The 22,718-nt window shown below is 49.3% G+C and carries 23 protein-coding genes; 19 read left to right on the forward strand and 4 right to left on the reverse strand.

The annotated features are described in order from the left end of the window. Positions 1–275 precede the first annotated feature (275 nt). The gene (locus tag M3P05_RS07520; protein WP_249698877.1) at positions 276–1,520 is read left to right on the forward strand and encodes a lipoprotein-releasing ABC transporter permease subunit; all 1,245 of its coding nucleotides are present in this window, start codon (positions 276–278) and stop codon (positions 1,518–1,520) included. Beyond that, positions 1,513–2,196: a lipoprotein-releasing ABC transporter ATP-binding protein LolD gene (gene lolD / locus M3P05_RS07525; protein ID WP_249698878.1), complete on the forward strand. Its 684-nt coding sequence runs from the start codon at positions 1,513–1,515 to the stop codon at positions 2,194–2,196. The genes M3P05_RS07520 and lolD overlap by 8 nt, the downstream gene beginning before the upstream one ends. A 75-nt stretch (positions 2,197–2,271) precedes the next feature. On the opposite strand, the gene M3P05_RS07530 is transcribed toward lolD, so the two are convergent. Together M3P05_RS07530 and M3P05_RS07535 are read right to left on the reverse strand one after the other, a co-directional pair. Beyond that, positions 2,272–2,565, reverse strand: coding sequence for a hypothetical protein (locus M3P05_RS07530; RefSeq protein ID WP_249698879.1), 294 nt, complete (start codon positions 2,563–2,565; stop codon positions 2,272–2,274). A gap of 192 nt (positions 2,566–2,757) precedes the next feature. After that, positions 2,758–3,279 carry a DUF2062 domain-containing protein gene (locus M3P05_RS07535; protein WP_249698880.1) on the reverse strand — a complete coding sequence of 174 codons (522 nt, stop codon included), beginning with the start codon at positions 3,277–3,279 and terminating at the stop codon, positions 2,758–2,760. 212 nt (positions 3,280–3,491) lie between these two features. On the opposite strand from M3P05_RS07535, the gene M3P05_RS07540 reads away from it, so the two are divergent. From M3P05_RS07540 to M3P05_RS07585, 10 genes are all read left to right on the forward strand, one after another. Continuing rightward, on the forward strand, positions 3,492–5,804 hold the full coding sequence (locus M3P05_RS07540) for a DNA internalization-related competence protein ComEC/Rec2 (RefSeq protein ID WP_249698881.1): 2,313 nt from the start codon (positions 3,492–3,494) through the stop codon (positions 5,802–5,804). Positions 5,805–5,943: 139 nt separating this feature from the next. Continuing rightward, positions 5,944–6,579 (forward strand): MotA/TolQ/ExbB proton channel family protein, encoded by a 636-nt coding sequence (locus M3P05_RS07545; RefSeq protein WP_249698883.1) that lies wholly within the window; start codon positions 5,944–5,946, stop codon positions 6,577–6,579. After that, positions 6,576–6,995, forward strand: a complete 420-nt coding sequence (locus M3P05_RS07550) for an ExbD/TolR family protein (RefSeq protein ID WP_249698884.1) — start codon at positions 6,576–6,578, stop codon at positions 6,993–6,995. Before M3P05_RS07545 ends, M3P05_RS07550 begins: the two co-directional genes overlap by 4 nt. After that, complete coding sequence (gene lpxK, locus M3P05_RS07555; RefSeq protein WP_249698885.1) at positions 6,995–8,035, forward strand: tetraacyldisaccharide 4'-kinase; 1,041 nt, start codon at positions 6,995–6,997, stop codon at positions 8,033–8,035. Before M3P05_RS07550 ends, lpxK begins: the two co-directional genes overlap by 1 nt. Positions 8,036–8,123: 88 nt before the next feature. Then, positions 8,124–8,303, forward strand: a complete 180-nt coding sequence (locus M3P05_RS07560) for a Trm112 family protein (protein ID WP_249698886.1) — start codon at positions 8,124–8,126, stop codon at positions 8,301–8,303. Positions 8,304–8,315: 12 nt separating this feature from the next. Beyond that, positions 8,316–9,098, forward strand: coding sequence for a 3-deoxy-manno-octulosonate cytidylyltransferase (kdsB, locus tag M3P05_RS07565; RefSeq protein ID WP_249698887.1), 783 nt, complete (start codon positions 8,316–8,318; stop codon positions 9,096–9,098). After that, a complete protein-coding gene (locus M3P05_RS07570; protein ID WP_249698888.1) occupies positions 9,095–9,568 on the forward strand; it encodes a low molecular weight protein-tyrosine-phosphatase in 474 nt (157 codons plus the stop codon). Before kdsB ends, M3P05_RS07570 begins: the two co-directional genes overlap by 4 nt. Then, complete coding sequence (murB, locus tag M3P05_RS07575) at positions 9,565–10,614, forward strand: UDP-N-acetylmuramate dehydrogenase (RefSeq protein ID WP_249698889.1); 1,050 nt, start codon at positions 9,565–9,567, stop codon at positions 10,612–10,614. Before M3P05_RS07570 ends, murB begins: the two co-directional genes overlap by 4 nt. A 1,323-nt stretch (positions 10,615–11,937) precedes the next feature. Further along, positions 11,938–14,580: a type I DNA topoisomerase gene (gene topA / locus M3P05_RS07580; protein ID WP_249698890.1), complete on the forward strand. Its 2,643-nt coding sequence runs from the start codon at positions 11,938–11,940 to the stop codon at positions 14,578–14,580. A gap of 99 nt (positions 14,581–14,679) precedes the next feature. After that, the gene (locus M3P05_RS07585; protein WP_249698891.1) at positions 14,680–15,150 is read left to right on the forward strand and encodes a DUF6586 family protein; all 471 of its coding nucleotides are present in this window, start codon (positions 14,680–14,682) and stop codon (positions 15,148–15,150) included. 44 nt (positions 15,151–15,194) lie between these two features. On the opposite strand, the gene M3P05_RS07590 is transcribed toward M3P05_RS07585, so the two are convergent. Both M3P05_RS07590 and lexA read right to left on the reverse strand, forming a co-directional pair. Continuing rightward, positions 15,195–15,650 (reverse strand): cell division inhibitor SulA, encoded by a 456-nt coding sequence (locus M3P05_RS07590; RefSeq protein ID WP_249698892.1) that lies wholly within the window; start codon positions 15,648–15,650, stop codon positions 15,195–15,197. A gap of 23 nt (positions 15,651–15,673) precedes the next feature. Continuing rightward, positions 15,674–16,285 (reverse strand): transcriptional repressor LexA, encoded by a 612-nt coding sequence (lexA, locus tag M3P05_RS07595; RefSeq protein ID WP_249698894.1) that lies wholly within the window; start codon positions 16,283–16,285, stop codon positions 15,674–15,676. A 211-nt stretch (positions 16,286–16,496) separates the two neighbouring features. Between lexA and M3P05_RS07600 the strand changes: the two genes are divergently transcribed. The 7 genes from M3P05_RS07600 to M3P05_RS07630 all read left to right on the forward strand — a co-directional run bounded on the left by M3P05_RS07600 (position 16,497) and on the right by M3P05_RS07630 (position 22,718). Next, positions 16,497–17,150, forward strand: a complete 654-nt coding sequence (locus M3P05_RS07600) for a TetR/AcrR family transcriptional regulator (RefSeq protein WP_249698895.1) — start codon at positions 16,497–16,499, stop codon at positions 17,148–17,150. A gap of 5 nt (positions 17,151–17,155) precedes the next feature. Further along, entirely contained in the window at positions 17,156–17,629 is a 474-nt protein-coding gene (locus M3P05_RS07605) for a L,D-transpeptidase (RefSeq protein ID WP_249698897.1), read from the forward strand. A 532-nt stretch (positions 17,630–18,161) separates the two neighbouring features. Beyond that, positions 18,162–19,190, forward strand: a complete 1,029-nt coding sequence (nagZ, locus tag M3P05_RS07610; protein ID WP_249698898.1) for a beta-N-acetylhexosaminidase — start codon at positions 18,162–18,164, stop codon at positions 19,188–19,190. 25 nt (positions 19,191–19,215) lie between these two features. Next, a complete protein-coding gene (locus M3P05_RS07615; RefSeq protein WP_249698899.1) occupies positions 19,216–20,313 on the forward strand; it encodes a mechanosensitive ion channel family protein in 1,098 nt (365 codons plus the stop codon). 38 nt (positions 20,314–20,351) lie between these two features. Continuing rightward, positions 20,352–21,083 carry an S-methyl-5'-thioinosine phosphorylase gene (locus M3P05_RS07620; protein ID WP_249698900.1) on the forward strand — a complete coding sequence of 244 codons (732 nt, stop codon included), beginning with the start codon at positions 20,352–20,354 and terminating at the stop codon, positions 21,081–21,083. A gap of 95 nt (positions 21,084–21,178) precedes the next feature. Continuing rightward, entirely contained in the window at positions 21,179–22,378 is a 1,200-nt protein-coding gene (locus M3P05_RS07625) for a PP2C family protein-serine/threonine phosphatase (RefSeq protein ID WP_249698901.1), read from the forward strand. A 1-nt stretch (position 22,379) separates the two neighbouring features. Beyond that, positions 22,380–22,718: an STAS domain-containing protein gene (locus M3P05_RS07630; RefSeq protein WP_249698902.1), complete on the forward strand. Its 339-nt coding sequence runs from the start codon at positions 22,380–22,382 to the stop codon at positions 22,716–22,718.

Genomic DNA, 22,718 nt, shown 5'->3' on the forward strand with positions numbered 1-22,718 from the left:
ACTGCTCAGGGAATCAAATCACATCAGGCATAGTAATTGCCTTAAATCAGGGCGATTTTTCGACCCAATGCTGCGAGCTGGTGCGCTACAAGCTGAATGCTACACGATAACAACAAAAGCGGGCTCATTGGGTGCATGTTGCAACAAGAAAGCACTGAAATAGTGCAATTTACCTGAAGGGCGGTGGTTTATGGATCTATCGGTGCTGTTAACAAAGACTGATTTTTTCATTTATGGCATAATATTTTCTTTTTTTGTCAGGACAGGACTACTGGATGTTCAGGCCCCTGCCGTTCTTTATCGGTCTGCGGTATACCCGCGCCAAAAGAAGAAATCACTTTATTTCGTTTATATCCGGCACCTCCATGGCGGGACTGGTGCTGGGTGTTATGGTTCTGATTATTGTGCTGTCGGTGATGAACGGGTTTGACCGTGAACTGCGTCAGCGCATTCTGGGAATGGTTCCCCATGCGACTATCACAGCAGCTTATGGTGAACTGACTGACTGGAAAGACCTCAGTAAAACAGTTGAAGCTATTCCCGGTATTGAAGCGTCTGCTCCATTTATAGAAGCCCAGGGATTGATGACCAGCCGTGGCCAGGTCAAGGGTGCCATGATTTATGGTATTGATCCCAAACTGGAAAGAAATGTCTCCATCCTTCCTGAGCATATGGCTGCCGGTTCACTGGACAAGCTGGAGCCGGGCAAGTTTGATATTGTGCTCGGAGATATCCTGGCTCGTTCTTTGGGTGTCGCCGTGGGTGACCAGGTCACAATTGTGCTGCCGGATGCAGCGGTTAATCCTGCCGGTGTGTTTCCCCGAATGAAACGTTTCCGTGTAGTTGGCACCTTTGCTGTAGGCGCGGAACTGGATAGTACCCTGGCTTATATCCATTTAACTGATGCCGGCCGCTTTATGCGTTATAAGGAAGGTGTGGAAGGAATTCGCCTGAAAATGCGGGATCTGTTTGAAGCCCCAAGGCTGGCCTGGGAAGCCGCCATGCAGCTGCCAGGACAATACTATATCAGTGACTGGACCCGAACCCAGGGGCGTTTATTCCAGGCTATCCAGATGGAAAAAACCATGGTCGGCCTGCTGCTGACTCTGATTATCGCAGTGGCGGCATTTAATATTGTGGCGACCCTGGTTATGGTGGTGACCGATAAACAGGCAGATATCGCCATTCTTAGAACCTTTGGCGCTTCTCCGCGTACCATCATGGGTGTGTTTATGGTGCAGGGTGCTGTTATCGGGGTAGTGGGAACACTGGCTGGTGCAGTTCTTGGGGTTCTTGCAGCCCTGAATGTTCCTGAAATCGTCGCCTGGATTGAAAAACTGCTGGGTATTCACTTCCTGAGTCCCGATGTTTACTTTATCAGTTATCTGCCTTCGCAACTGCTGTGGAGCGATGTGGCCATGATCTGTGTGGCCAGTATCGGGTTGAGTTTCCTGGCAACGCTTTACCCATCCTGGCGGGCATCCCGCATTCAGCCTGCGGAGGCACTGCGCTATGAGTAATGTTGTATTGTCCTGCAATGGCCTGACCAAGGTTTATGATGAAGGCCCTGAGCATCTGACGGTGCTTGATAGTATAGATTTTCAGGTCAGCAAGGGCGAACGAATTGCGATTGTCGGCAGTTCCGGCTCCGGCAAGACCACCTTGCTCAATATGCTGGCCGGACTGGATTCAGCCTCCAGTGGCAGTGTTTCAATCTGTAGTCAGGATATGGCAGCTCTGAATGAAAATGAGCGGGGGCAGCTTCGCAACCGCCATCTCGGCTTTGTGTATCAGTTTCACCATCTTCTGCCGGAATTTACGGCCTTGGAGAATGTTTGCATGCCACTGCTGCTGCGCAGGGAGTGTGCAGTTTCAGAAGCAAGATCTAGAGCCGAGGACATTCTGAAAACGGTCGGTCTTGAGCAGCGGATCCATCATAAGCCCTCGGAGCTGTCCGGTGGCGAACGTCAGAGGGTCGCTATTGCCCGCTCGCTGGTTGGACAGCCTTCACTTGTGCTGATGGATGAGCCGACGGGAAACCTGGATCTTCATACCGGCGAACGGATTCACCAGTTGATGCTCGAACTGGCCGAACAGGTTGATACTTCGTTTGTTGTGGTGACCCATGATCCCGTTCTGGCCGCCAAGATGGACAGGGTTTTTCAGCTGAGAGAAGGGCAGTTGGTCGAGGGTTAGCTCTGTGGGTTAAGTGTGCAATCAAACAGCCGTGATTCCTCTCATGGCTGTTTGATTCTGGTAACGAATCTCTTATTAGAGGTTGAGCGTTGCCGGATCAATTGCAATACCCAGTGAGCGCTTATCAATACGCTTTTCCTTGGTTGTTTCGGAATAGCGGAAGCAGACCAGATCGCCAACATTTACATCCAGTGCTTTCTCTGCACTCAGATATTTGTAATCTTCGCCTTCCACAGTCAGGGTGTGGATGTAGTAATCCGGCATTCCCAGCCAGTCACTGTGAGGACCGTCAGTGACAACAGCTTCCAGCTTGCCACGGCCCTGATGCTTTGGTTTACGGCGGCTGAAGCCACGATTACTTCTATTCATGATGCACTCTTGATTCTTGTGGTGGTTCAGTTACCCATACCAATATACCTTCTGATTCTCTTCGTAAAGAGATTTTGCAAAAGAAAAGCAGGCTGGCTGGTACGGAATAATCGATAAGGTGAAGATGTCCTGATTAACAATCTCCACCTGCAAGTAAAAAATTAAGGTGTTTTATCCCGGAAAGAGGAAAAACTAGGGATTCGCTTTTCTCTTTTTGCGCTGCTTCCATGAGCGAATGATATGCCAGCGCCAGAACAGTCTGATGCCGAAATAGCTGAGTGTCGCTACCACCAGACCGGTAATCAGGGAGCCTGCATAAAGAGGCATCCAGATACGGCCAATTTCATGATGAAGCCACTGCAGATTCATATGGAACTCTTCACTGCTGACCGGTGTCTGCAGGATGTAACACCCTATCTTATAGGTGAAATAGAACATCACCGGCATGGTGACAGGGTTGGATATCCAAACAAGGGCCACGGACAGTGGCAGGTTGCAGCGAACGAGAAGAGCAAGAAAAGCTGCCAGTACCATCTGAAATGGCATGGGAATAAAGCAGACAAAGACGCCGACAAAAAATGCCAGTGCGGCCGAGCGCCTGTTCAGGTGCCAGAGGTTGGGATCAAGCAGATGTTCTCCAAGAAACTGCAGGGATTTGTTCTCTCTTATCACTGCAGGATCTGGTAATAGCTTTTGAATCAGTTTCCTTGCCATGCCGATATACTAGGCTGTATTCCTTTAAAGTTCATACATTATCCTGTGCCCGAGACAGGTTGATCTGAGCGGCCGCCGCAACTGCTAATTCCATAGCTGTTTCATAAAGCTATGACTATGGCAAATGCCAGGGAGAACTTCCGAAAGCAGGTGGTCTGGCGAAGCCAGCTCGAAGGGCGCTTAGTATGCCCTGAATTCGGTGTTTTCTCCATATGTGGCAGATACTTGCCGGTATTAGTGTCGGTATCCTCTCAGCATCCTTTTCCCCGGTTGCTCCCGACCCGCACTGGCTCTGGCCTGCAGGGATGCTTTCTCTGTTTATGACACTGTTATCGGCGTTCAGGTTCCCGTATTTTATGGTGCCTGCAGCGCTGATGTTAGGAATGGTGTATGGCTTTTGGCAAGGGCAGAGCAGATTTCACAGCTGGGTTGATGCTGAACTGACAGGAAAAGACCTGCTGCTGTCGGGATCGGTGATCAGTTTGCCTTCTGAAAGCGGAGGTTCAACCCGGTTTATCTTTCAAGTCCCATCAGGTCAAAAGCCTTCCGGTAATATTTCCCTTAACTGGCATGATGCCCCTGATGGCCTCGCAGGCCAAAAGTGGAAGTTATGTATTCGACTGAAACGCCCCAACGGTTTTGTCAGCCCAGGCGTTCGGGACTATCAGGCCTGGTTAATGCGACAGAATATTATTGCCACCGGGTATGTCCGGCAATCCCCGCAAAATGAAATGTTGGGTGATGCAAAAACATCCTTGGCTGCTGGAATAAGAGCTCCGATAAGCAACTGGTTAACAGAAAATCTCTCTGTTTCTTTTTCTGGATTGGTAAAAGCACTTCTCCTGGGCGATACCAGGGGCCTCACTTCAGATGACTGGCAGCTTTTTCGAGATACCGGAACCATTCACCTTTTAGTGATCTCCGGATTGCACGTATCGTTGGTTGCAATGGTCGGATGGGTATTAATGAGAGGTTTCGGGCTTCTGGGGTTATTGCCTCTAAACCATATCCCTTTGAGTTCATTTGCCTCTGTTTGTGGATTGATTCTGGCACTTATCTACGGAGCACTTGCCGGCTTTGGCCTGCCTGTGCAGCGGGCTTTGGTTATGCTGACAGCGGGTGTAGGAAGTCTGCTCCTTGGTTTCAGGCTGCCAATTGTAACGGTTCTTCTTGTCGCCCTGATTTCTGTATTGCTGATTGATCCTCTTGCTGGAACGTCCTCAGGGTTCTGGCTGTCATTTCTGGCTGTTTCTGTTTTGCTCTATATGTTTTCCCATCGTAAAGGACGCAATGGGGTCCAACAGTTGATAATGGCCCAATTTGTGATTGCTGTTGCTCTTGCTCCTGTTCTGGCGGGTTTTCAGCAGCCGGTCAGTCTGTTATCGCCATTGGTTAATCTGGTTTCCATTCCGCTGGTTGGAGGGATTGTTGTTCCGTTGATGCTGGCAAGTCTAGCTGTATCGGCTCTCTTTCAAAGCGCTGGACTGTGGCTGTTGAGCGTTGCAGGCCATTTGTTGGAAATCTGGAAGTTCGTTCTGCAGTGGAGCGTGGAATATCTGGGTCAGGTGTTCTGGCTGCCTCCTCCAACCGGTCTTGATCTTATTGCCGCTATTGTCGGTATTGCGATAATGCTGGCACCTTCAGGACTCGGGTGGCGATGGCTGGGATTTTGCTGTCTGCTGCCATGGTTATGGCCCAAAGTTGACCGGCCAGACTATGGAACAGCGGAAGTCGCTGTTATGGATGTTGGCCAGGGGCTGGCAATTGTGGTTCAGACGCAGAAGCACACACTTGTTTACGATACCGGAGACCGGTTTCCCTCAGGTTTTACCGCAGCTGATGCTGTGCTTCTCCCCTGGTTAAGACGTCACCGGATTCGGTCACTGGATCGTATTGTGGTATCACACGGGGACCGTGATCATATTGGCGGTCTGGAAAGCCTTTCGCGTTTCAGTCCTGATGCTGAAGTGGTTCTTTCAGAGATTCCATATGATGCCTTTCCCAGTGCTTCCTCGTGCTATGATCGAAAACCCTGGAGGTGGGATGGCGTTGGTTTCGAGTTTCTTCATGCACTTCCCGATGGCAATATAAGTTCCAATGACAGGTCGTGCGTCCTGCGTATCTGCTCTCAATCCAATTGTGCGCTTCTTACTGGTGATATTTCTTCAAGGCGGGAAAAACAGCTTGTCGATAAATATGGAACCAACCTGAAGAGTGAAATCTTTCTGGTTCCTCATCATGGCAGCCGAACATCTTCTTCTGAGCAGTTTCTGGAAGCAGTAAAGCCCGACTATGCATCAATATCATCCGGTTACAGTAATCGATTTCACCATCCATCTTCTGATGTCATTACCCGGTTGGAATTCCGAAAAATCAGGGTGTTGAATACAGCCCAGACTGGAAGTCAGGTTTATCTGCTGGGAAAGTCACTGGAGCCGGTTTGTAGCCGTGGAAATGGTTGGGGCTGGTGGAAAAGAAAGCTCCTTGATGGCACAACTATGCAGAACTGTGACCGGGTTCAGTAGACTGCATCTTTCGATATGGTAAAGTTGAAGCCATCCAATTCCTTGTATTTTGCTGATTGAAACCTTAAACAAGCATTAGTGCCGTTTTTATAGGGCAAGGGAGCTTGTTTATGGCTATCTAACGGAGGAACTTCAGCAGGTGTTAGAACTGATTAAAGCGGGTGGCTGGCTGATGCTGCCCATTATTCTCTGCTCCGTTTTGGCTATGGCTATTGTTATTGAACGCCTGTGGTCCTTACGAAGGGAGAAGGTCGCGCCGCGTAACCTACTGCCTAAAGTCTGGAAATGGTTCAAGGAAGGCAACCTCAATAATGAACGGTTGCGTGAGTTACGAAAAAATTCTCCTCTCGGCGAGCTGCTGGCAGCCGGACTGGCCAATGCCCGACATGGCCGGGAGATTATGAAAGAAAGCATTGATGAAACCGCCAGCAAGATTATCCATGATCTGGAACGTTATCTAACAGCTTTGGGCACCATTGCCGCTATTGCACCCTTGCTGGGTTTGCTGGGTACGGTTATCGGGATGATTGATGTTTTTACCGTGATTATGTTGGAAGGCAGTGGTAATGCGGCGATCCTGGCTGGTGGTATTTCCAAGGCACTGATTACCACCGCGACAGGTTTAAGTGTTGCCATTCCATCATTGATTTTCCATCGCTATCTGGTACGCAGGGTTGATGATCTGGTTGTTGCCATGGAGCAGGATGCCACCAGGCTGGTCGAAGTTGTTCAGGGTGAGCGCAAAGTGGAATTCACCGAAGGTGACAAGGCATGAAGTTCAGGCGTCAGCCAGCCCAGGAAGTGTCTATTAACATGACACCGCTGATTGATGTGGTGTTTCTGCTGCTGATTTTCTTTATGGTGTCCACCACCTTTACCAAGGAAACCCGTCTCGAAATTGATCTTCCTGAAGCGGCTGGAGAAGTAGTGGCTGCTCAGTCTCGGGATATTACCCTGGAAATCAGTGAGGCTGGCAGTTATGCCATCGGTGGGCAGGTCATTGAAGGAAACAGCGTCGAAGTGATCAAGTCTGCTATTGAACGTGCGTCAGGTGGTGATAATACCATTCCGCTGATAATCTCCGCTGATGCCCAGACTCCCCATGAGGCTGTTGTGGTTGCCATGGAAGCAGTTGGCCAGGCGGGCTTTGTCAAGTTAAGTATCGCCACCAGGGAGCCAGAGACCAAATAATGGCTTCCTGCAGTATTTCTTCAAGATTGAAAACTGTGCTCTCTGAAAGTATTACCCGATCCTGGTACCAGCACAGGCTCACTCCTTTTATGTCGGCCCTTTCACCACTGTCAGCCCTGGTATCCAGGGAGGCCAAAAGGCGCCTGCAAGCTTTCCAGGGTGATCCACCATGGAAGCCACCTGTGCCGGTTATCGTGGTAGGAAATATCACGGTGGGAGGCACCGGGAAAACTCCGCTGGTTGCTGCTATGGTTCGTCGTCTGCGAGAGGCAGGGTATCGACCAGGTATTATCAGCCGCGGTTACAAAGCCGATGCGGCGCAGACACCGCGTCTGGTAACCCGGCTTGATTTGCCCATGGAGTGCGGAGATGAGCCGGTTATGCTGGCTGATTTAACCGGTGTCCCTGTGGTGGTTTCTCCCGACCGGGCTGAGGGTGTCCGGTTTCTGTTGCAGCAGACAGGCTGCAATCTGGTTATCAGCGATGACGGACTGCAGCATTACAAGCTTCATCGTGATATTGAAATTGTTGTTATTGATGGCAGGCGAGGGCTGGGTAATGGTCGCTGTCTGCCTGCCGGCCCTCTGCGGGAACCGACTGATCGCTTAAATTCAGTTGATTACATAATCAGCAATGGCCAGATTGAACAGGCTATTGATTTTGAAAGCACGTTAATGAAGCTGGAAAACACCGGGTATATTCCTGTTGCCGGTGGTGAAGTTCGTCCACTTGATTGGCTGTGGCAGGAGCGACGAGTTCATGGTGTGGCAGGGATCGGTAACCCTGAACGGTTTTTCTCCAGTCTGGAAAGCTGCGGTTTTGAGGTTGATCGCCACCCTTTTGCTGATCATCATGCTTATGATGAGGATGATCTGTCGTTCAGGGATCAGCGTGCCGTTATAATGACCGGCAAGGATGCGATCAAGTGCCGATCTTTTGCCCAGGCTAACTGGTGGTATCTGGCCATTGAGGCCGTTTTACCAGAGCCGTTTTGGGAGAGTTTGCTGGCGCGTCTTTCTGCTTTGGGTCATGGTGCCTGAAAATTATCTGACCTGATTTTTGCTGGGTAACTGAACAACCAGCCAGTACTTATTAACACTTGGAACACATAGGTAAGCGGGTATTCTCATGGACAAGAAGCTGTTTGAAATTCTTGCCTGCCCTTTATGCAAGGGTGATCTCAAGAACGAGCAGGATAAGCAGGAACTGATTTGCCGTCCCTGCGGCCTGGCTTTCCCAGTGCGGGATGGTATTCCGGTGATGCTGGAACCCGAAGCCCGTACCCTGACTACAGATGAGCGCCTCTGAGAAAACGGACACATGTCATTTACTGTTGTAATACCTGCCCGGTACGCCTCAATGCGTCTGCCGGGCAAGCCGCTTGCCGATATTGGCGGCAAACCCATGATCCAGCATGTTTATGAACAGGCCTGCCTGAGTGGTGCCGACAGGGTGATTATCGCCACAGATGATGAGCGCGTGCAGGGTGTAGCTGTTCGTTTTGGGGCAGAAGTTTGTATGACCAGCCCGGATCACCCAACCGGTACTGACCGTCTTCAGGAAGTGGTCAGCCGCCTGCAACTGGCAGATGAACATATTGTTGTGAATGTGCAGGGGGATGAGCCTCTGATTCCTCCTGCCGTGATTGATCAGGTGGCGGAAAACCTGAAAGCCTGCCCGGAAGCATCTGTTTCCACCTTGTCTCACCCGGTTGCCAGTCCGGAAGAGTTGTTTGATCCGAATGCGGTCAAAGTAGTCTCTGACAAGAACGGGCTGGCTCTCTATTTCAGTCGTGCGACCATCCCCTGGGATCGAGATCAGTTTGCAGTCTCCAAAGAAAAGCTCCCTGAGAATAATCTGATCCAGCGTCATCTGGGTATTTATGGCTACAAGGTCGGGCTGCTCAATCAGTTTGTGACCTGGGGTGAATCGCCACTTGAAGTCACAGAGCGCCTTGAGCAGTTGCGTGTCCTCTGGAACGGTGCCCGTATCCATGTGGCTGAAGCCTGTGAAATGCCTCCGGCTGGTGTGGACACCCAGGAAGATCTGGAAAGAGTGCGCGAAGTCTTTGCTGCCCGCCGGGTTGGAGAAACCGCTGAGTGATAAAAATTTTACTGGTCTGCATTGGGAATATCTGTCGATCACCAACAGCTCATGGGGTTCTGCAGCAGAAAATCATTGATGCAGGGTTGGGGGATCGGGTCTTTATTGATTCAGCAGGCACCGCAGCCTGGCATATTGGCAAAGCACCTGATAAGCGCTCAGTCGCTGCTGCCAAAAAGCAGGGATATGATCTTTCCGCTCTACGTGCCCGGCAGGTTAATGAAAACGATTTTGACGAGTTTTCTTTAATTCTGGCAATGGATAACAGCAATTATCAGGATCTTCTGGATTATTGTCCTGATCATCTGAAAGACAAGATAAAGCTGTTCCTCCCCTTTGGGCATGTCGCAACTGAACAAGAAGTTCCAGATCCTTATTACGGTGGTGCGGAAGGCTTTTCTTATGTGATCAGCCTGGTGGAACAGGCTTCGGATAATCTGGTTGCCCGTATCCAGGATGGTGAGCTGTGAGTGAGATACAAAAACCTCAGTGGCTTAAGGAAAATATTGACCTTAAATCGCTGAATACCATGGGGCTGTCAGTATCAGCACGATTCTTTGCTGAAGTGCATAGTCTTGAAGAGCTTCAGGCCGCACTGCAGTGGGCCAGATTGCAACAGGTTGCCGTTTTTCCGCTTGGCGGGGGAAGTAACGTTGTTTTAGCTGGTGATTATGATGGACTGGTTATTCTGATCAGAATAATCGGACGTCAGGTTCTCAAAGTAAATGAAGAGAGTAATCAAATCCTGGTTAAAACTGGGGCTGGTGAAAACTGGCACCAACTGGTGCGATGGACTCTGCAGCAGAATGCTTATGGGCTTGAAAATCTGAGCTTGATTCCAGGCTGTGTTGGTGCTGCACCGATTCAGAATATTGGTGCCTATGGTGTCGAGATCAAGGATGTTTTTCATAGCCTGGAAGGGCTTGATATTCAGACGGGTCAAATTGTGGTCATGGGAGCTGAAGAGTGCTCTTTCGGTTATCGGGATTCTGTTTTCAAGGGCGAGTGCCTGGACCGTTTCATTATTACTTCTGTCACATTTGCGCTAAGTCGCGAGTTTCAACCTTGCCTGGGATATGGACACCTTCAGAAAGAAGTGCTTAAGGCTGCTGGAACCGATGCTGTAACAGGAAGGCTTGTTAGTGACACCATTTGTCGTATTCGGGAAGAGAAGCTTCCTGATCCTGAGATGGTTGGCAATGCAGGAAGCTTTTTCAAAAATCCGGTTATCAATGAACAGCTCTATCAGGAACTCAGCTCAAGAGAGCCAGATCTGGTTGCCTATCCTGCCGGTGAAGGGCTTTGGAAGCTGGCTGCCGGCTGGTTGATTGATCGCTGTGGCTTTCGCGGGCTGGCTCAGGACAATGGTGCAGGTGTTTACGAACATCAGGCTCTTGTGCTGGTTAATCGTGGTGGGGCATCGGGGCGGGATATTCTCGAACTGGCGGAGAATATCAAACAGGCTGTTCTGGAGCGTTTCCAGGTAGAACTGGAAATGGAGCCGCGAACTTACTAGCTAGCTATCATGAGATATAAAAAACCCGGACTGTGAAGACTAATGCCACTCGCTTAAGAGCGAGTGGCTCTTTTGGTGTGCCGGGCATGTTGCACAGCTTGGGGGTAAAATTCCCCTGTCCAGCCAGATGATGACGGAGTCCCATACTCATCCGGACATTCAGACAGTAGATCCGGCAGTTGTGCAGTGAAGGCGGTGTGGCTTACCCCGGGAGATCTGTGTGGTGTCTGATATTTCAGAATGAGGTCATCGTAAGGTGACCTGATCGCCATACAGAAGTCAGCAGACGGCATAGTGGTTGACCTTGGTCAGCGAAGGCTTGAACGGTACAGAGTGGTGAGTAGTTTTTACTTTTCGATACATCGGACGCAGATAAATACCAGTGAACACTGGTGCTCATATCAAGCGGAGAAGGCGGAACCGGAATCTGTGAGGCTATGAGAGCTGAGATTGTATCGGCACTGTGAGATTACGAAAGCCCGGCGGGTGCTATGAGCAGTAGTCTCGTATCACTGACCCTGTTATTACCATGTTTGTGGTAGTAGTAGACGCTCAACTGACCGAAACGCCCAGTACGGACCCATAAGCTGGGTGTTGTGGGAGGAGTGGAGCCGTGAGGCTCCACCCTATCCTGAAAGGCCACGTCAAGTTTGTCACAGACTTCCGGGATAGACCTGTTGCGCATCAGGCTTGTAGGGAAATTCTTTTCCAGTCAGTTGGCTTCCATGAAAGCCCAGATCTGGCTTAACCGTGTGACCGTTGTTATTTTGCTTTGTGTGGTGAGTTCCATGATCACGAAAGTCTTTCAACTGACTGATTTCATATAACTTATCTTTGCGTCTCTCGGACTTGAGTTATGACTCTTATCTATCCGAATATTTGTTAAATAACGCCTGTTAAAGCTATGAGTGACATCAATAGAAAAGTCATATTTCATAATTGTTCTTGAAAAGTGGTGTCGACTCTCTGTATTTATTAAAAAAAGAGAGCTTTACCGGGACGGTGTAAATGGCATGCCCTGATCAAGTGAAAGAATTGGTTTTACAGTTTCTGGAACTGGTGCCAATCTGATGAATGAAAGATGCCTGCAGGGTGGATATTCGGTTTCCAGTCAGGCATGTAACGCTTAAACGATGGCGAGATAGGTAATAGATGGTATAAATCGCCTATAAAATAACCGTTTTAACGAATTCACACCGAATCTGCGGTAAAAGAACCTTGACCACAGGTGCGGTAAAAAATATATAGTTGTCCAAATTTGCGAATACTCTCCTCGGACACTTGCCCGGGTGAGTAAAAATACAGGATGTGAGCTAAGCGTATATGGGTAAATCACTGGTCATTGTGGAATCGCCAGCCAAGGCGAAAACCATCAATAAGTACCTGGGTAAGGAATATGTCGTTAAATCCAGTGTTGGACATATTCGGGATCTCCCGGTCAGTGGCAGTGGTCAGCGCAAGCCCGTCGATGCCAAAGCCAGGGCCAAAGCTGCAGCTGAATCCCGCAAGCTTTCTCCTGAGGTGCGCGAACAGCGTAAGAAGGAGAAGGCCCGCAAGCAGCTGATAGAGCGGATGGGTGTCGACCCTGAAAATAACTGGCAGGCGCAATATGAAGTTCTGCCAGGTAAGGAAAAAGTCGTCGATGAACTGCGTCGTCTGGCTGAAAACGCGCCGACTGTTTATCTGGCAACGGATTTGGACCGCGAAGGGGAAGCAATCGCGTGGCATCTGCAGCAGACTATCGGGGAAGGTGTTTCTGATTACCGTCGGGTAACCTTTAACGAAATTACCAAGACCGCGATCAATGAAGCCTTCAAAGACCCCGGTGAGCTGAATATCGACAGGGTCAATGCCCAGCAGGCCCGCCGTTTTCTTGATCGTGTAGTGGGTTATATGGTTTCACCACTGCTGTGGGCAAAGATTGCCCGTGGTTTGTCTGCCGGTCGTGTGCAGTCAGTTGCCGTCCGCCTGATAGTGGAACGCGAAAGAGAGATCAGGAAGTTTGTCCCTGAAGAGTTCTGGGAAATCTATGCTGACCTGAAAGCAGGCTCAGGTGATAAAGTCCGGTTCCAGGTTGAGAAGCAGGGCGGTCAGAAATTCCGCCCAACGAATGGCAAGGATGCAGATACAGCGGTTTCTCTTCTGCAAAGTGCCGGTTACAAGGTTCTTCGCCGTGATGACAAGCCGACTACAACCAAGTCACCTGCACCTTTTATTACTTCCACCCTTCAGCAGGCCGCCAGCACCCGTCTTGGTTTTTCTGTTAAGAAGACCATGACTATGGCACAGCGCCTTTATGAAGCTGGTCATATCACTTATATGCGTACTGATTCCACCAACCTGAGTGGCGAAGCAGTAACGGCTGTTCGTGACTATATCGGTGACCAGTTCGGGGACAAGTACCTGCCCGAGAATCCAAATGTTTACTCCAGCAAGGATGGCGCTCAGGAAGCCCACGAAGCGATTCGTCCTTCTGATGTAAATATGGAGCCAGTAAAGCTGAAAGGCATGGAGCGTGACGCAGAGCGACTGTATGAGTTGATTTGGCGTCAGTTCGTAGCCTGCCAAATGCCCCCTGCCCGTTATCTCAGCACATCCGTTGTAGTTGAAGCGGGTGACTTTGAGCTGAAAACACGCGGTCGTACCCTGAAATTTGATGGTTTCACCAGGGTGCTGCCACCAGTGGCTGGTAAGGCGGAAGATATTATTCTGCCGGATATGAGCCAGGGACAGTCTCTTGATCTTGATGTACTGGATCCCCGTCAGCTGTTTACCAAGCCTCCTGCCCGTTTCTCAGAAGCGGCTCTGGTTCGTGAGCTGGAAAAGAAAGGTATTGGCCGTCCTTCGACCTATGCCTCTATTATTTCCACAATCCAAGATCGTGGTTATGTCACCCTGAAAAACCGTCGTTTCTATGCGGAAAAGATGGGAGACATTGTTACCGACCGTCTGGTGGAAAATTTCCAGGATCTTCTGGATTTCAACTTCACAGCCCGCATGGAAGAAAGTCTCGATGATGTGGCCAATGGTGAGTTTGACTGGAAAAAACTCCTGAATGAGTTCTACCAGGGATTCAATAACAAGCTGCAGGCTGCGGAGCAGAAAGAGGGTGGTATGCGGGCCAATGAGCCTGTGATGACCGATATTCCCTGCACTGACTGTAACCGTCCCATGCAGATACGAACCGCCAGTACCGGAGTTTTCCTTGGCTGTTCAGGTTATGCACTGCCTCCCAAGGAGCGCTGCAAGAAGACCATGAACCTGGTGCCCGGTGATGAGGCCATCAATGCTGATGACGAAGATGCGGAAGTAAACGCTCTGCGCGCCATGCATCGCTGCAATATCTGCGGCACTGCGATGGAGAGTTATCTGCTTGATGAGAGTCGCAAGATTCATATCTGTGGTAACAACCCAGATTGTGCCGGGTATGAAGTTGAAAAAGGCCAGTTTAAAATCAAGGGTTATGAAGGGCCTGTTATCGAGTGCGATAAGTGTGGTGCAGATATGCAGCTCAAGTCTGGCCGTTTTGGTAAGTACTTTGGCTGTACGTCCGAGGGTTGCAAAAATACCCGTAAGCTGTTGAAAAGTGGTGAAGCTGCGCCTCCCAAAATGGATCCTGTATCCATGCCGGAGCTGAACTGCCTGAAGGTTGATGATCACTATGTGCTTCGTGATGGGGCATCAGGCCTTTTCCTGGCGGCCAGCCAGTTTCCAAAAAACCGGGAAACCCGGGCGCCGCTGGTCAAGGAGCTGTTACCTCATAAGTCAGAGATCGATCCGAAATATAACTTCCTGATGTCAGCTCCTGTTGAAGACCCAGATGGCAATCCAACTATGGTGCGCTACAGCCGTAAGACCAAACAGCAATATGTGATGTCAGAAGAAGCCGGTAAGGCTACAGGCTGGCAGGCATTCTTTGTTGATGGTGCCTGGGATATTCGGGATAAACGCAAAAAGAAAAAGTAACTTTCTTTTGCAGGCATAGAACAGCCACGCAGGTAAATCTGTGTGGCTGTTTTGTTTTGACTGGAGTAATCTGGCCTCGTATTCATTAAGGGGGTGAATATGTCCCGGCAGTTTGTTGAATATACAAATAAAAAACTGATGATGGCTCGTGTTAGCTGGCTGGCGGCAGTTGATACTGAAGGAATTACTCGCCAGGGATTTCGTGAGGGCTTTTTATTTCACTGTGCTTGTGCTGTTTCTGGTTTGCTGGCGGAGATTCTTGAAGGATGTTTAATGCGTCCGCAGCAACCGGTTACTTTTGAAGAGGCTGAGCGGCTACTTGCACACGAGAAAGTGCTTTCTGGAAGTTTCCAGCAGGTTAAGAATCTGAAAGAGCATGGCTGGTTGGGTGTTTTGCTCAATGATTATGAGCAAACCCTTCATATTGAAGAGCAAGACTCTGATAACGCTTTTCACAATTTAATTGCTTCAAGCAGAACTGGCCAGAGCTGTGTTGGAAGTGAAGGGGATTATCTGCAATCCCTGCAGAAGCTTGTTCAGGATATTCGTGGCCAGCTGCAGGAGTGGTGAACAGAAAGGCCGCATGTGATAGATAATTACAGCAAGGCTCTTGTCTAATGAGCCTTGCGCTGTCTGATGACGATGCCGGCGCTATTTCCAGATTGGGCTGCATTCTCCAGCTGGGCGAGGGCGCTCGTAGTGAATGGGTTTAGCCAGGTAACGACAGTGTGGCTGGTTCCTGCTGCCAGTGCTTTTTTTCCAAGTTCAAGGCATCCTTCGCTATCTTCGGCAGACAGTAGAAGCAATTTGTTGATGACAACACCTGTGGTTTTTAGCCACTGAGCAATGTCCGTAGCTTGTGAGGTTGTACAGATCAAAGTGAGCCAGCGCAGATCCTGGCTGCGGCTGAGTTGAGTCAGCATAGGAGCGATCAGGGCTGCCATACTGAAGCCGAGAGAGGGCAGGATAACCTCACTGATGCGCTCTTCCACCATAATGTCCTCTCCTGTATCTGGAGATGACTCAGATTTCTGGCTGAATGGAAATGCATTTTGGCTGAAACTATGCATGTTCATTTCCTCCTGAAAATGAATCAGTGACGGATAACACCAACACTCAGACCTTCAATTTCCAGGTGTTCCTGGGTCAGATCTACCACGATAGGCTCAAAGTCTTCATTTTCAGGGTGCAGCCACACCATATTTTTCTTACGTTCAAATCGTTTTACGGTGACTTCTTCGTCAATGCGGGCAACTACAACCTGGCCATTATGAACATCTGTCGTTTTGTGGACAGCCAGCAGGTCGCCATCCAGAATGCCGATGTTCTTCATGCTCATACCACAAACCTTGAGCAGGTAGTCTGCCTTTGGATGAAAAAAATCCGGGTTTAACTGGCAATGGGAGTCAATATGCTCTTGAGCCAAAATGGGGGCACCGGCAGCAACCTGACCGATTACGGGCAGGCCCTGTTCATCATTTTTGCTTTCACTGCCAGCGGGAATGCGAATACCCCGGGATGTACCAGGAATGATTTCAATGGCACCTTTGCGAGCCAGAGCTTTCAGGTGATCTTCGGCAGCGTTGGGTGAACGGAATCCCAGTTGCCTTGCAATTTCCGCACGTGTAGGTGGAAAGCCGGTGTCATCAATATGATCTTTGATGAAATCCAGAATTTCGGACTGTCTTGGGGTGAGCTTGATCATGGATGAGTAATCTGTGTTTTTATACAGTACCTGTGATTATATACAGTTTATTTCAGCCTGCAAGAACAGCTGCCATGAAATCTTGATAAGTAAAGAATTCAGCCAGAACCATTTGCCTGAAGTGGGTCGGGAGTGGAAAGTTTGTACATAACGTGTTTTTATAAACGGATGTTTGAAACACCTGTATGGATTTCACTGGTTAGGAGTATGAATGGCACAATCGGATACTGTAGAGCGGATACTTGATGCAGCAGAAGCTTTATTTGCAGAAAAAGGCTTCGCAGAAACATCTCTTCGAACCATTACCAGTCAGGCCGGAGTAAACCTTGCCGCAGTGAACTACCACTTTGGTTCGAAAAAGGTCCTGATTCAAGCTGTGTTTACCCGTTTTCTTGATTCCTTTGTTGCCGGTATTGAAGCAGAGCTTGATCATTATGAGTCATCTGGCATGACTCCCGGTTTGGAAAAACTGGTCGCTCTTCTGGGTCAAGGGGCTATGAAGGTCAAGCCTCGAGGCGAAAATGATATAAAGGTCTTTATGAAGTTGCTGGCTTTGGCTTTTAACCAAACACAGGGGCATTTACGCCACCATCTTAAGCAAACCTATGGATCGGTATTTTCCCGCTATATGCAGCTGGTAATGGATGCCGCTCCTGATCTTCCCATGCAGGAGCTGTATTGGCGCATTAACTTTATGATGGGATCTGTAATCTTCACCATGTCTGGGTTTGATGCTTTAAATGCTATTTCTGATGAGGACTATGGTGTAACAACTACAGTTGAAGATACGCTGCATCGTCTGGGACCTTTCCTTGTTTCTGGTATGCGTGCTCCCAAGGATATGGACTTCTCCACCAAGGACTAACTATTATGCCAATCAGTGTGGATATCACTCGGCAGCTTCTGTCATTCAATAATGGAGACATCCATAGAGAATGGCCAGTTTCGACTGGTTTGAAAGGTACAGGTCAGGAAAGTGGCAGCTACCAGACCCCATTGGGGCAGCACTATATCCGGGCTTGTATTGGTTATGGTTTAGCCCCCCGGGCTGTATTGCAGGGGCGGCGAACTACAGGTGAAGTCTGGACTCAGGATCTGCATGCCCAGCAGCCAGGCAGAGATTGGGTTCTTGGCCGGATACTTTGGCTTTGTGGTTGTGAGCCTGGATTCAATCGATTTGGATCTGTCGATACTCAACGTCGCTACATCTATATACATGGTACTCCTGACTGTGAGCCTTTGGGTGTGCCACTATCTCATGGATGTATCAGAATGAACTGCGATGATGTTGTGGAACTGTTCCCCCTTGCTGGGTATGGAACCAAGGTCAATATTCACCTTTAAATTCTCTTCTTGATTGCATGTGAAGAGTATTCTGGCCCTCTTTACTCCCTCTGGTTATCCTCAGATGGTTACCTAATCCGGTGGCGGGGGGCTAGGGGTTCACGGAATACTTACAATGGCGGGATGATATCGAACCAGGTGGTTGCGATAAATTCTGAATACACCAGGAATATTATGAGACTTCTCTCGGTAATCAGGCCATGCATGTCTATCCACAGAATTTCTATGATTTATGGACATCCGATCATGCGATTATCTTCCTTGGAAGTTTTGAGAACAGCAATGCTTCCATAAGCTGGAATTGCTGTCAAAATGCTGGCTCGCCTGACTTCAGGCGTATTCCTGAAAATGTCTTTCCTGGAGAATGTCGAAAAGTTTGTCCTGAATAAATCATGCCAGGGGCATGGTAGATTCAGGTCTCCTCTTCTAAACAAAAAGTAAATCTCCTGCAGAAATCCTCCGGCTACCATTGACGATAGGGGCATTGGTCGCCAACATCAGTCTGTCGCTTCAAAATTCTGGTATTTATTCCATGAAACAGGGAATTCTGGTTCTTGATCTGAAAGGCACTCATTTAACCGAAGATGAAGCCAGGCTTTTTGAGCGTCCAGCTGTTGCTGGTGTCATTATATTTGCCCGTAATTTCCAGAGTCGCCAGCAGCTTGTAAAGCTGGTGAGTGATATTCGCAGTGTTGATTCCAACCTTCTGATAATGACTGACCATGAAGGGGGCCGAGTTCAGCGTTTTCGGGAAGGTGGTTTTACCCGCATTCCGTCCATGGGCGCTTATGGAAAACTCTATAAGGATGAGCCGGACAAGGCTCTTGCGGCATTGACTGAGACAGGCTGGCTGGTTGCCTCTGAACTTGCGGCGACCGGGATAGATTTGGGCCTTTCCCCAGTTCTTGACCTTGATCGGGGCATCAGTCGAGTCATTGGTGACCGTGGTTTTTCGCAAAACCCTGATGAGATTGCCGTGATGGCCAAGGCTTTTATTGAGGGTCTTCATGAAGGCGGCATGGCATCTATAGGCAAACATTTCCCTGGTCATGGAGGTGTGGGCGCAGATTCACATATTGCCTTACCGGTTGATGCACGGGAACTGAGTGAAGTTGAAGAAGACTTGAAGCCTTATAGAAAGCTCATTGGCAATGGTCTTGATGCTGTTATGCCTGCCCATGTGCAGTTCCCATCTATTGACCAGCAGGCTGCTGGCTTTTCCAAATACTGGTTAAAGACTGTTCTGAGGGATGAGATGGGTTTTCAGGGAGCTGTCTTTAGTGACTGTCTCTCTATGGCTGGTGCCAGTATCGGTGGCACTGTTGTACAGAGGGCAGAAAAAGCAATGGATGCAGGGTGTGATCTGGTTCTTGTCTGCAATAATCCAGGTGAAGCCCGCAAGGTGGTTGAAGCTTTTGAAGGATATGATCTCAATGAGCAAAGCAGACAGTCTCACCTTGCGCCTATGAGAGGTTGTTCTTCAATCACCTGGGATGAGTTAGAAAAATCTGAGCGTCGCCAGTCAGCTATCGAAATGATCACCAGAATATCAAGCAAGTAGAGTGACGGTGTAGGGAGAAGTCACCATGGAATTGTTTGAGTCTCTAAAAAATTGGTTAATCCAGCAGAACAGTTGGGTTTTTCAGGTGTTTCTGGTGTTGCTGTTAGCCGCAATGGTGCACCTGTTTGTTCACCTGGTATCAAACCGTTTAGAAAAGGGTTTTGCAAAGACCCGGAATCTCTGGGATGACGCTCTGCTCCATGCTGCCAGAAAGCCTGTCCTGGCACTTGTCTGGCTGGCAGGTCTGCTGTGGGTTATGGATATCCTCAGGCAGGTATCCGGAGCCCCCATAATCAATGGATTAACGGCAATAAATGATCTGGTTGTTGTTATCGTTGTCAGCTGGTTCTTTATTCGCTTTATTCGCAGGGTAGAGCGACAGGTGATTGCCAAGCCTGTTGAAGCTACCGGGCGGATTGATACCACGACAGCCATGGCGATCAGCAAGCTTTTGAGAGCGGTGGTGATAATAACCACGATACTGGTTGTGTTACAGACCATGGGATACAGCCTGTCCGGGGTGCTGGCTTTCGGCGGGATTGGTGGTATTGCCGTTGGTTTTGCTGCCAAGGATATGCTGGCCAACTTTTTTGGCGGAATGATGATTTACTTTGACCGGCCCTTCAGTGTGGGGGACTGGATTCGTTCTCCAGATAAAAATATTGAAGGAACTGTCGAGTATATAGGCTGGCGCCAGACTCGCATTCGTACTTTCGATAAACGTCCTCTTTATGTGCCCAATGCCACGTTCAGTAATATCTCTGTTGAAAATCCGTCCAGAATGCAGAATCGTCGTATCAAGGAGACGGTGGGTCTGAGGTATAGCGATGCGGCTCGTTTGCCCGAAATTCTCGAAGATGTACGTAGTTACCTGAAAAACAGTCCGGCCATTGATCATAGTAAAATCCTGATGGTGAACTTCAACACCTATGGACCCTCATCCCTGGACTTTTTTATCTACTGTTTTACCAAAACCTGTGACTGGTCCCAGTTTCATATTGAGAAAGAACAGGTTCTTCTTGATGTTCTGGCAATCATCCATCGCCATGGGGCAGACGTTGCCTATCCCACGCAGACCATTAATCTTCCCGAAGCGCCCTTATTTGATCAGCCAGATAAGTAGGAATCTGGTTTCAGGAATATCCCGGAACAGGATGCATCATGCTTACTGCAGTTATCGGTGGAACAGGTTTAACCCGATTAAGTGGATTAGAGGTTAAGTCACAGGAATCAGTCTCCAACCGCTGGGGAGATGTGTCTGCACCTTTGGTATACGGGGTTCTGAAGGGTGCTGAGATAGTATTTCTGACAAGACACGGCGCTGGTTACAATATGCCTCCTCACTGTATCAACTACAGAGCCAATATTCAGGCCCTCAAGGATGCTGGAGTAGGGCACATTATTGCGGTCAATGCTGTTGGTGGTATTTCGCAAAGAATGGATACAGGCGTGATCTGTATCCCTGACCAGATTATTGATTACTCCTGGGGACGAAAAACCACTTTCTTTGAAGGGTCAGAACATCCGGTTTTTATCGATTTTACTCATCCTTATGATCCAGGGTTGAGGGATGCTCTCCATAAAGCAGCCATGCAACTCGATATTCCCGCAGAACCTGGCGGGGTTTATGGATGTACCCAGGGGCCAAGATTGGAAACAGCGGCGGAAATCCGGCGTATGGAAAAGGATGGATGCGATATTGTCGGTATGACCGGCATGCCTGAGGCGGTATTGGCGCGGGAGGCTGGTATCAAATATTCGGTCATTACTCTGGCTGTCAATCGCGCTGCGGGGAAATCTGACCAGGAAATCACCATGGCGGCCATGCAGTCCATGCTTCAGACAGGTATGGAAAAAATCTGCGCTATTATTTCGGAGGCCTTATCCGGCTGATTTCACAATGACAACTGCCTGACGCACTGATCATGCTATAAATTCAGTATCCGGCCTGCAGTCTGGGCTGTATCGATCAGGGAAGTCAGTTGTACATGGATGTACTGATTGTTGAAGATGCACGGGATCAGCTTCATTTGCTATCCGCCATCGTGCGCAAGCTGGGGCATAAGGTGCACCAGGCCATGGATGGTCTTGAAGCCCTTTCAATCCTGGAAGCTGAGCCTGAAATTCGTATCGTGGTCAGCGACTGGATGATGCCGAATATGGACGGCATAGCACTGTGCGAATCTATTCGTAATGGTCGTTTCGACCGCTACATCTACTTTATTCTTCTCACCGGTCAGACCGATCATGATGCTCTTGTGCGCGGCCTGTCTGTTGGTGCCGATGATTTTCTTCATAAGCCCGTCGATTACAAAGAGTTAGAAGTGCGCCTGAAGGGTGGCGGCAGAGTTGTTGCTCTTGAGCAGAGCCTTGAGCAGAAAAACATGGAGCTGTCCCAGGCGCTACTCACAGTTGAGAAGGATCTGGAGTCTGCGGCCAGCACCCAGGAAGCACTTCTTGCTCAGCCAGCCGTTATAAATGGGGTCGGTTTCGAGTGGCACTTTCAGCCCAGCAAAATCCTGGGTGGCGATATGTTTGGCTACCATGCAGTAGATGATGAGCATGTCATGTTCTATCAGTTGGATGTCGCCGGGCATGGTATTCCTTCAGCGCTATTCTCGTTTGCGCTCAACAATCTGCTGATGGATGCCGATGGGCGAACGTCCATGTTGCGTGAAGAGTTATCAAAGCCTCCGTGGTACCGGGTTCTTGCTCCCCACGAGGTTGTTGCCAAGTTGAACCAGCGGTTTCAGGCGTCTGCCGATTCCATGCTCTATTTCACCATGATCTATGGGGTTGTCCATACTCCCAGTGGTCGCGTCACTATGACCCATGCCGGACATCCGGCCACATTCTGGGTAAGACCTCAGACCGGTGATATCCAGATGCTGGCTGACAGTGGTGTGCCTGTTGGCATGATGCCCAATATGAGCTGGGAGACCAGGGAGATTCAGCTGAAGCCCGGTGATCGTCTGTTTATGTATTCTGATGGCATGACAGAGTGTGAAAGCCCGGGGGAGGAGCAGTTTGGTGAGCCGCGGCTGCAGGAGCTGTTGCATGAAAGCCGTGAGTTGCCGATGACAGAAATGATAGAGCAGGTCTGGAAAGAGCTGTGTGCATGGCGGGGCCAGAGCAGTTTTGATGATGACATGACATGTCTGGTTCTGGAATATCAGGGAGGTAAGTAGTATGGGATACAGTAACCGGCAGGAAGCCGACAAAACCGTTGTAGAAATTGATGAGGCAAGGCTGGATGCAAGTCAGGCCACACCATTTCGAGACTATATGACGGATCTGATCAGTCAGGGCCAGAGGGATCTGGTTCTGGATCTGTCTCAGGTTGATTTCATGGATAGTAGCGGACTTGGCGCTATTGTCGGGGCGCTGAAAGAGTTGAATGGCGATGGTTCAATCCAGTTGGCGGGCCCACAGAAATCAGTGAACGATCTGTTTGATCTAACCTGTATGGATAAGATTTTTACCATTCATAGTTCGGTCAACGATGCCCTGTCCGGAGGAATACAATAA

The organism is Parendozoicomonas callyspongiae (assembly GCF_023502345.1).
In the GTDB taxonomy this organism is placed as follows: domain Bacteria; phylum Pseudomonadota; class Gammaproteobacteria; order Pseudomonadales; family Endozoicomonadaceae; genus Sansalvadorimonas; species Sansalvadorimonas callyspongiae.

Excerpts from the sequence above, each read along its gene's own strand:
- M3P05_RS07625 (WP_249698901.1), top strand. The coding sequence starts at position 21,179 with ATGGATGTACTGATTGTTGAAGATGCACGGGATCAGCTTCATTTGCTA.
- lexA (WP_249698894.1), bottom strand. The coding sequence starts at position 16,285 with ATGATCAAGCTCACCCCAAGACAGTCCGAAATTCTGGATTTCATCAAA.
- M3P05_RS07535 (WP_249698880.1), bottom strand. The coding sequence starts at position 3,279 with ATGGCAAGGAAACTGATTCAAAAGCTATTACCAGATCCTGCAGTGATA.
- M3P05_RS07605 (WP_249698897.1), top strand. The coding sequence starts at position 17,156 with ATGCCAATCAGTGTGGATATCACTCGGCAGCTTCTGTCATTCAATAAT.
- M3P05_RS07600 (WP_249698895.1), top strand. The coding sequence starts at position 16,497 with ATGGCACAATCGGATACTGTAGAGCGGATACTTGATGCAGCAGAAGCT.
- M3P05_RS07620 (WP_249698900.1), top strand. The coding sequence starts at position 20,352 with ATGCTTACTGCAGTTATCGGTGGAACAGGTTTAACCCGATTAAGTGGA.
- M3P05_RS07590 (WP_249698892.1), bottom strand. The coding sequence starts at position 15,650 with ATGCATAGTTTCAGCCAAAATGCATTTCCATTCAGCCAGAAATCTGAG.
- topA (WP_249698890.1), top strand. The coding sequence starts at position 11,938 with ATGGGTAAATCACTGGTCATTGTGGAATCGCCAGCCAAGGCGAAAACC.
- lolD (WP_249698878.1), top strand. The coding sequence starts at position 1,513 with ATGAGTAATGTTGTATTGTCCTGCAATGGCCTGACCAAGGTTTATGAT.
- M3P05_RS07540 (WP_249698881.1), top strand. The coding sequence starts at position 3,492 with ATGTGGCAGATACTTGCCGGTATTAGTGTCGGTATCCTCTCAGCATCC.
- M3P05_RS07630 (WP_249698902.1), top strand. The coding sequence starts at position 22,380 with ATGGGATACAGTAACCGGCAGGAAGCCGACAAAACCGTTGTAGAAATT.
- M3P05_RS07530 (WP_249698879.1), bottom strand. The coding sequence starts at position 2,565 with ATGAATAGAAGTAATCGTGGCTTCAGCCGCCGTAAACCAAAGCATCAG.
- lpxK (WP_249698885.1), top strand. The coding sequence starts at position 6,995 with ATGGCTTCCTGCAGTATTTCTTCAAGATTGAAAACTGTGCTCTCTGAA.
- kdsB (WP_249698887.1), top strand. The coding sequence starts at position 8,316 with ATGTCATTTACTGTTGTAATACCTGCCCGGTACGCCTCAATGCGTCTG.
- M3P05_RS07585 (WP_249698891.1), top strand. The coding sequence starts at position 14,680 with ATGTCCCGGCAGTTTGTTGAATATACAAATAAAAAACTGATGATGGCT.
- nagZ (WP_249698898.1), top strand. The coding sequence starts at position 18,162 with ATGAAACAGGGAATTCTGGTTCTTGATCTGAAAGGCACTCATTTAACC.
- M3P05_RS07520 (WP_249698877.1), top strand. The coding sequence starts at position 276 with ATGTTCAGGCCCCTGCCGTTCTTTATCGGTCTGCGGTATACCCGCGCC.
- M3P05_RS07560 (WP_249698886.1), top strand. The coding sequence starts at position 8,124 with ATGGACAAGAAGCTGTTTGAAATTCTTGCCTGCCCTTTATGCAAGGGT.
- M3P05_RS07550 (WP_249698884.1), top strand. The coding sequence starts at position 6,576 with ATGAAGTTCAGGCGTCAGCCAGCCCAGGAAGTGTCTATTAACATGACA.
- M3P05_RS07615 (WP_249698899.1), top strand. The coding sequence starts at position 19,216 with ATGGAATTGTTTGAGTCTCTAAAAAATTGGTTAATCCAGCAGAACAGT.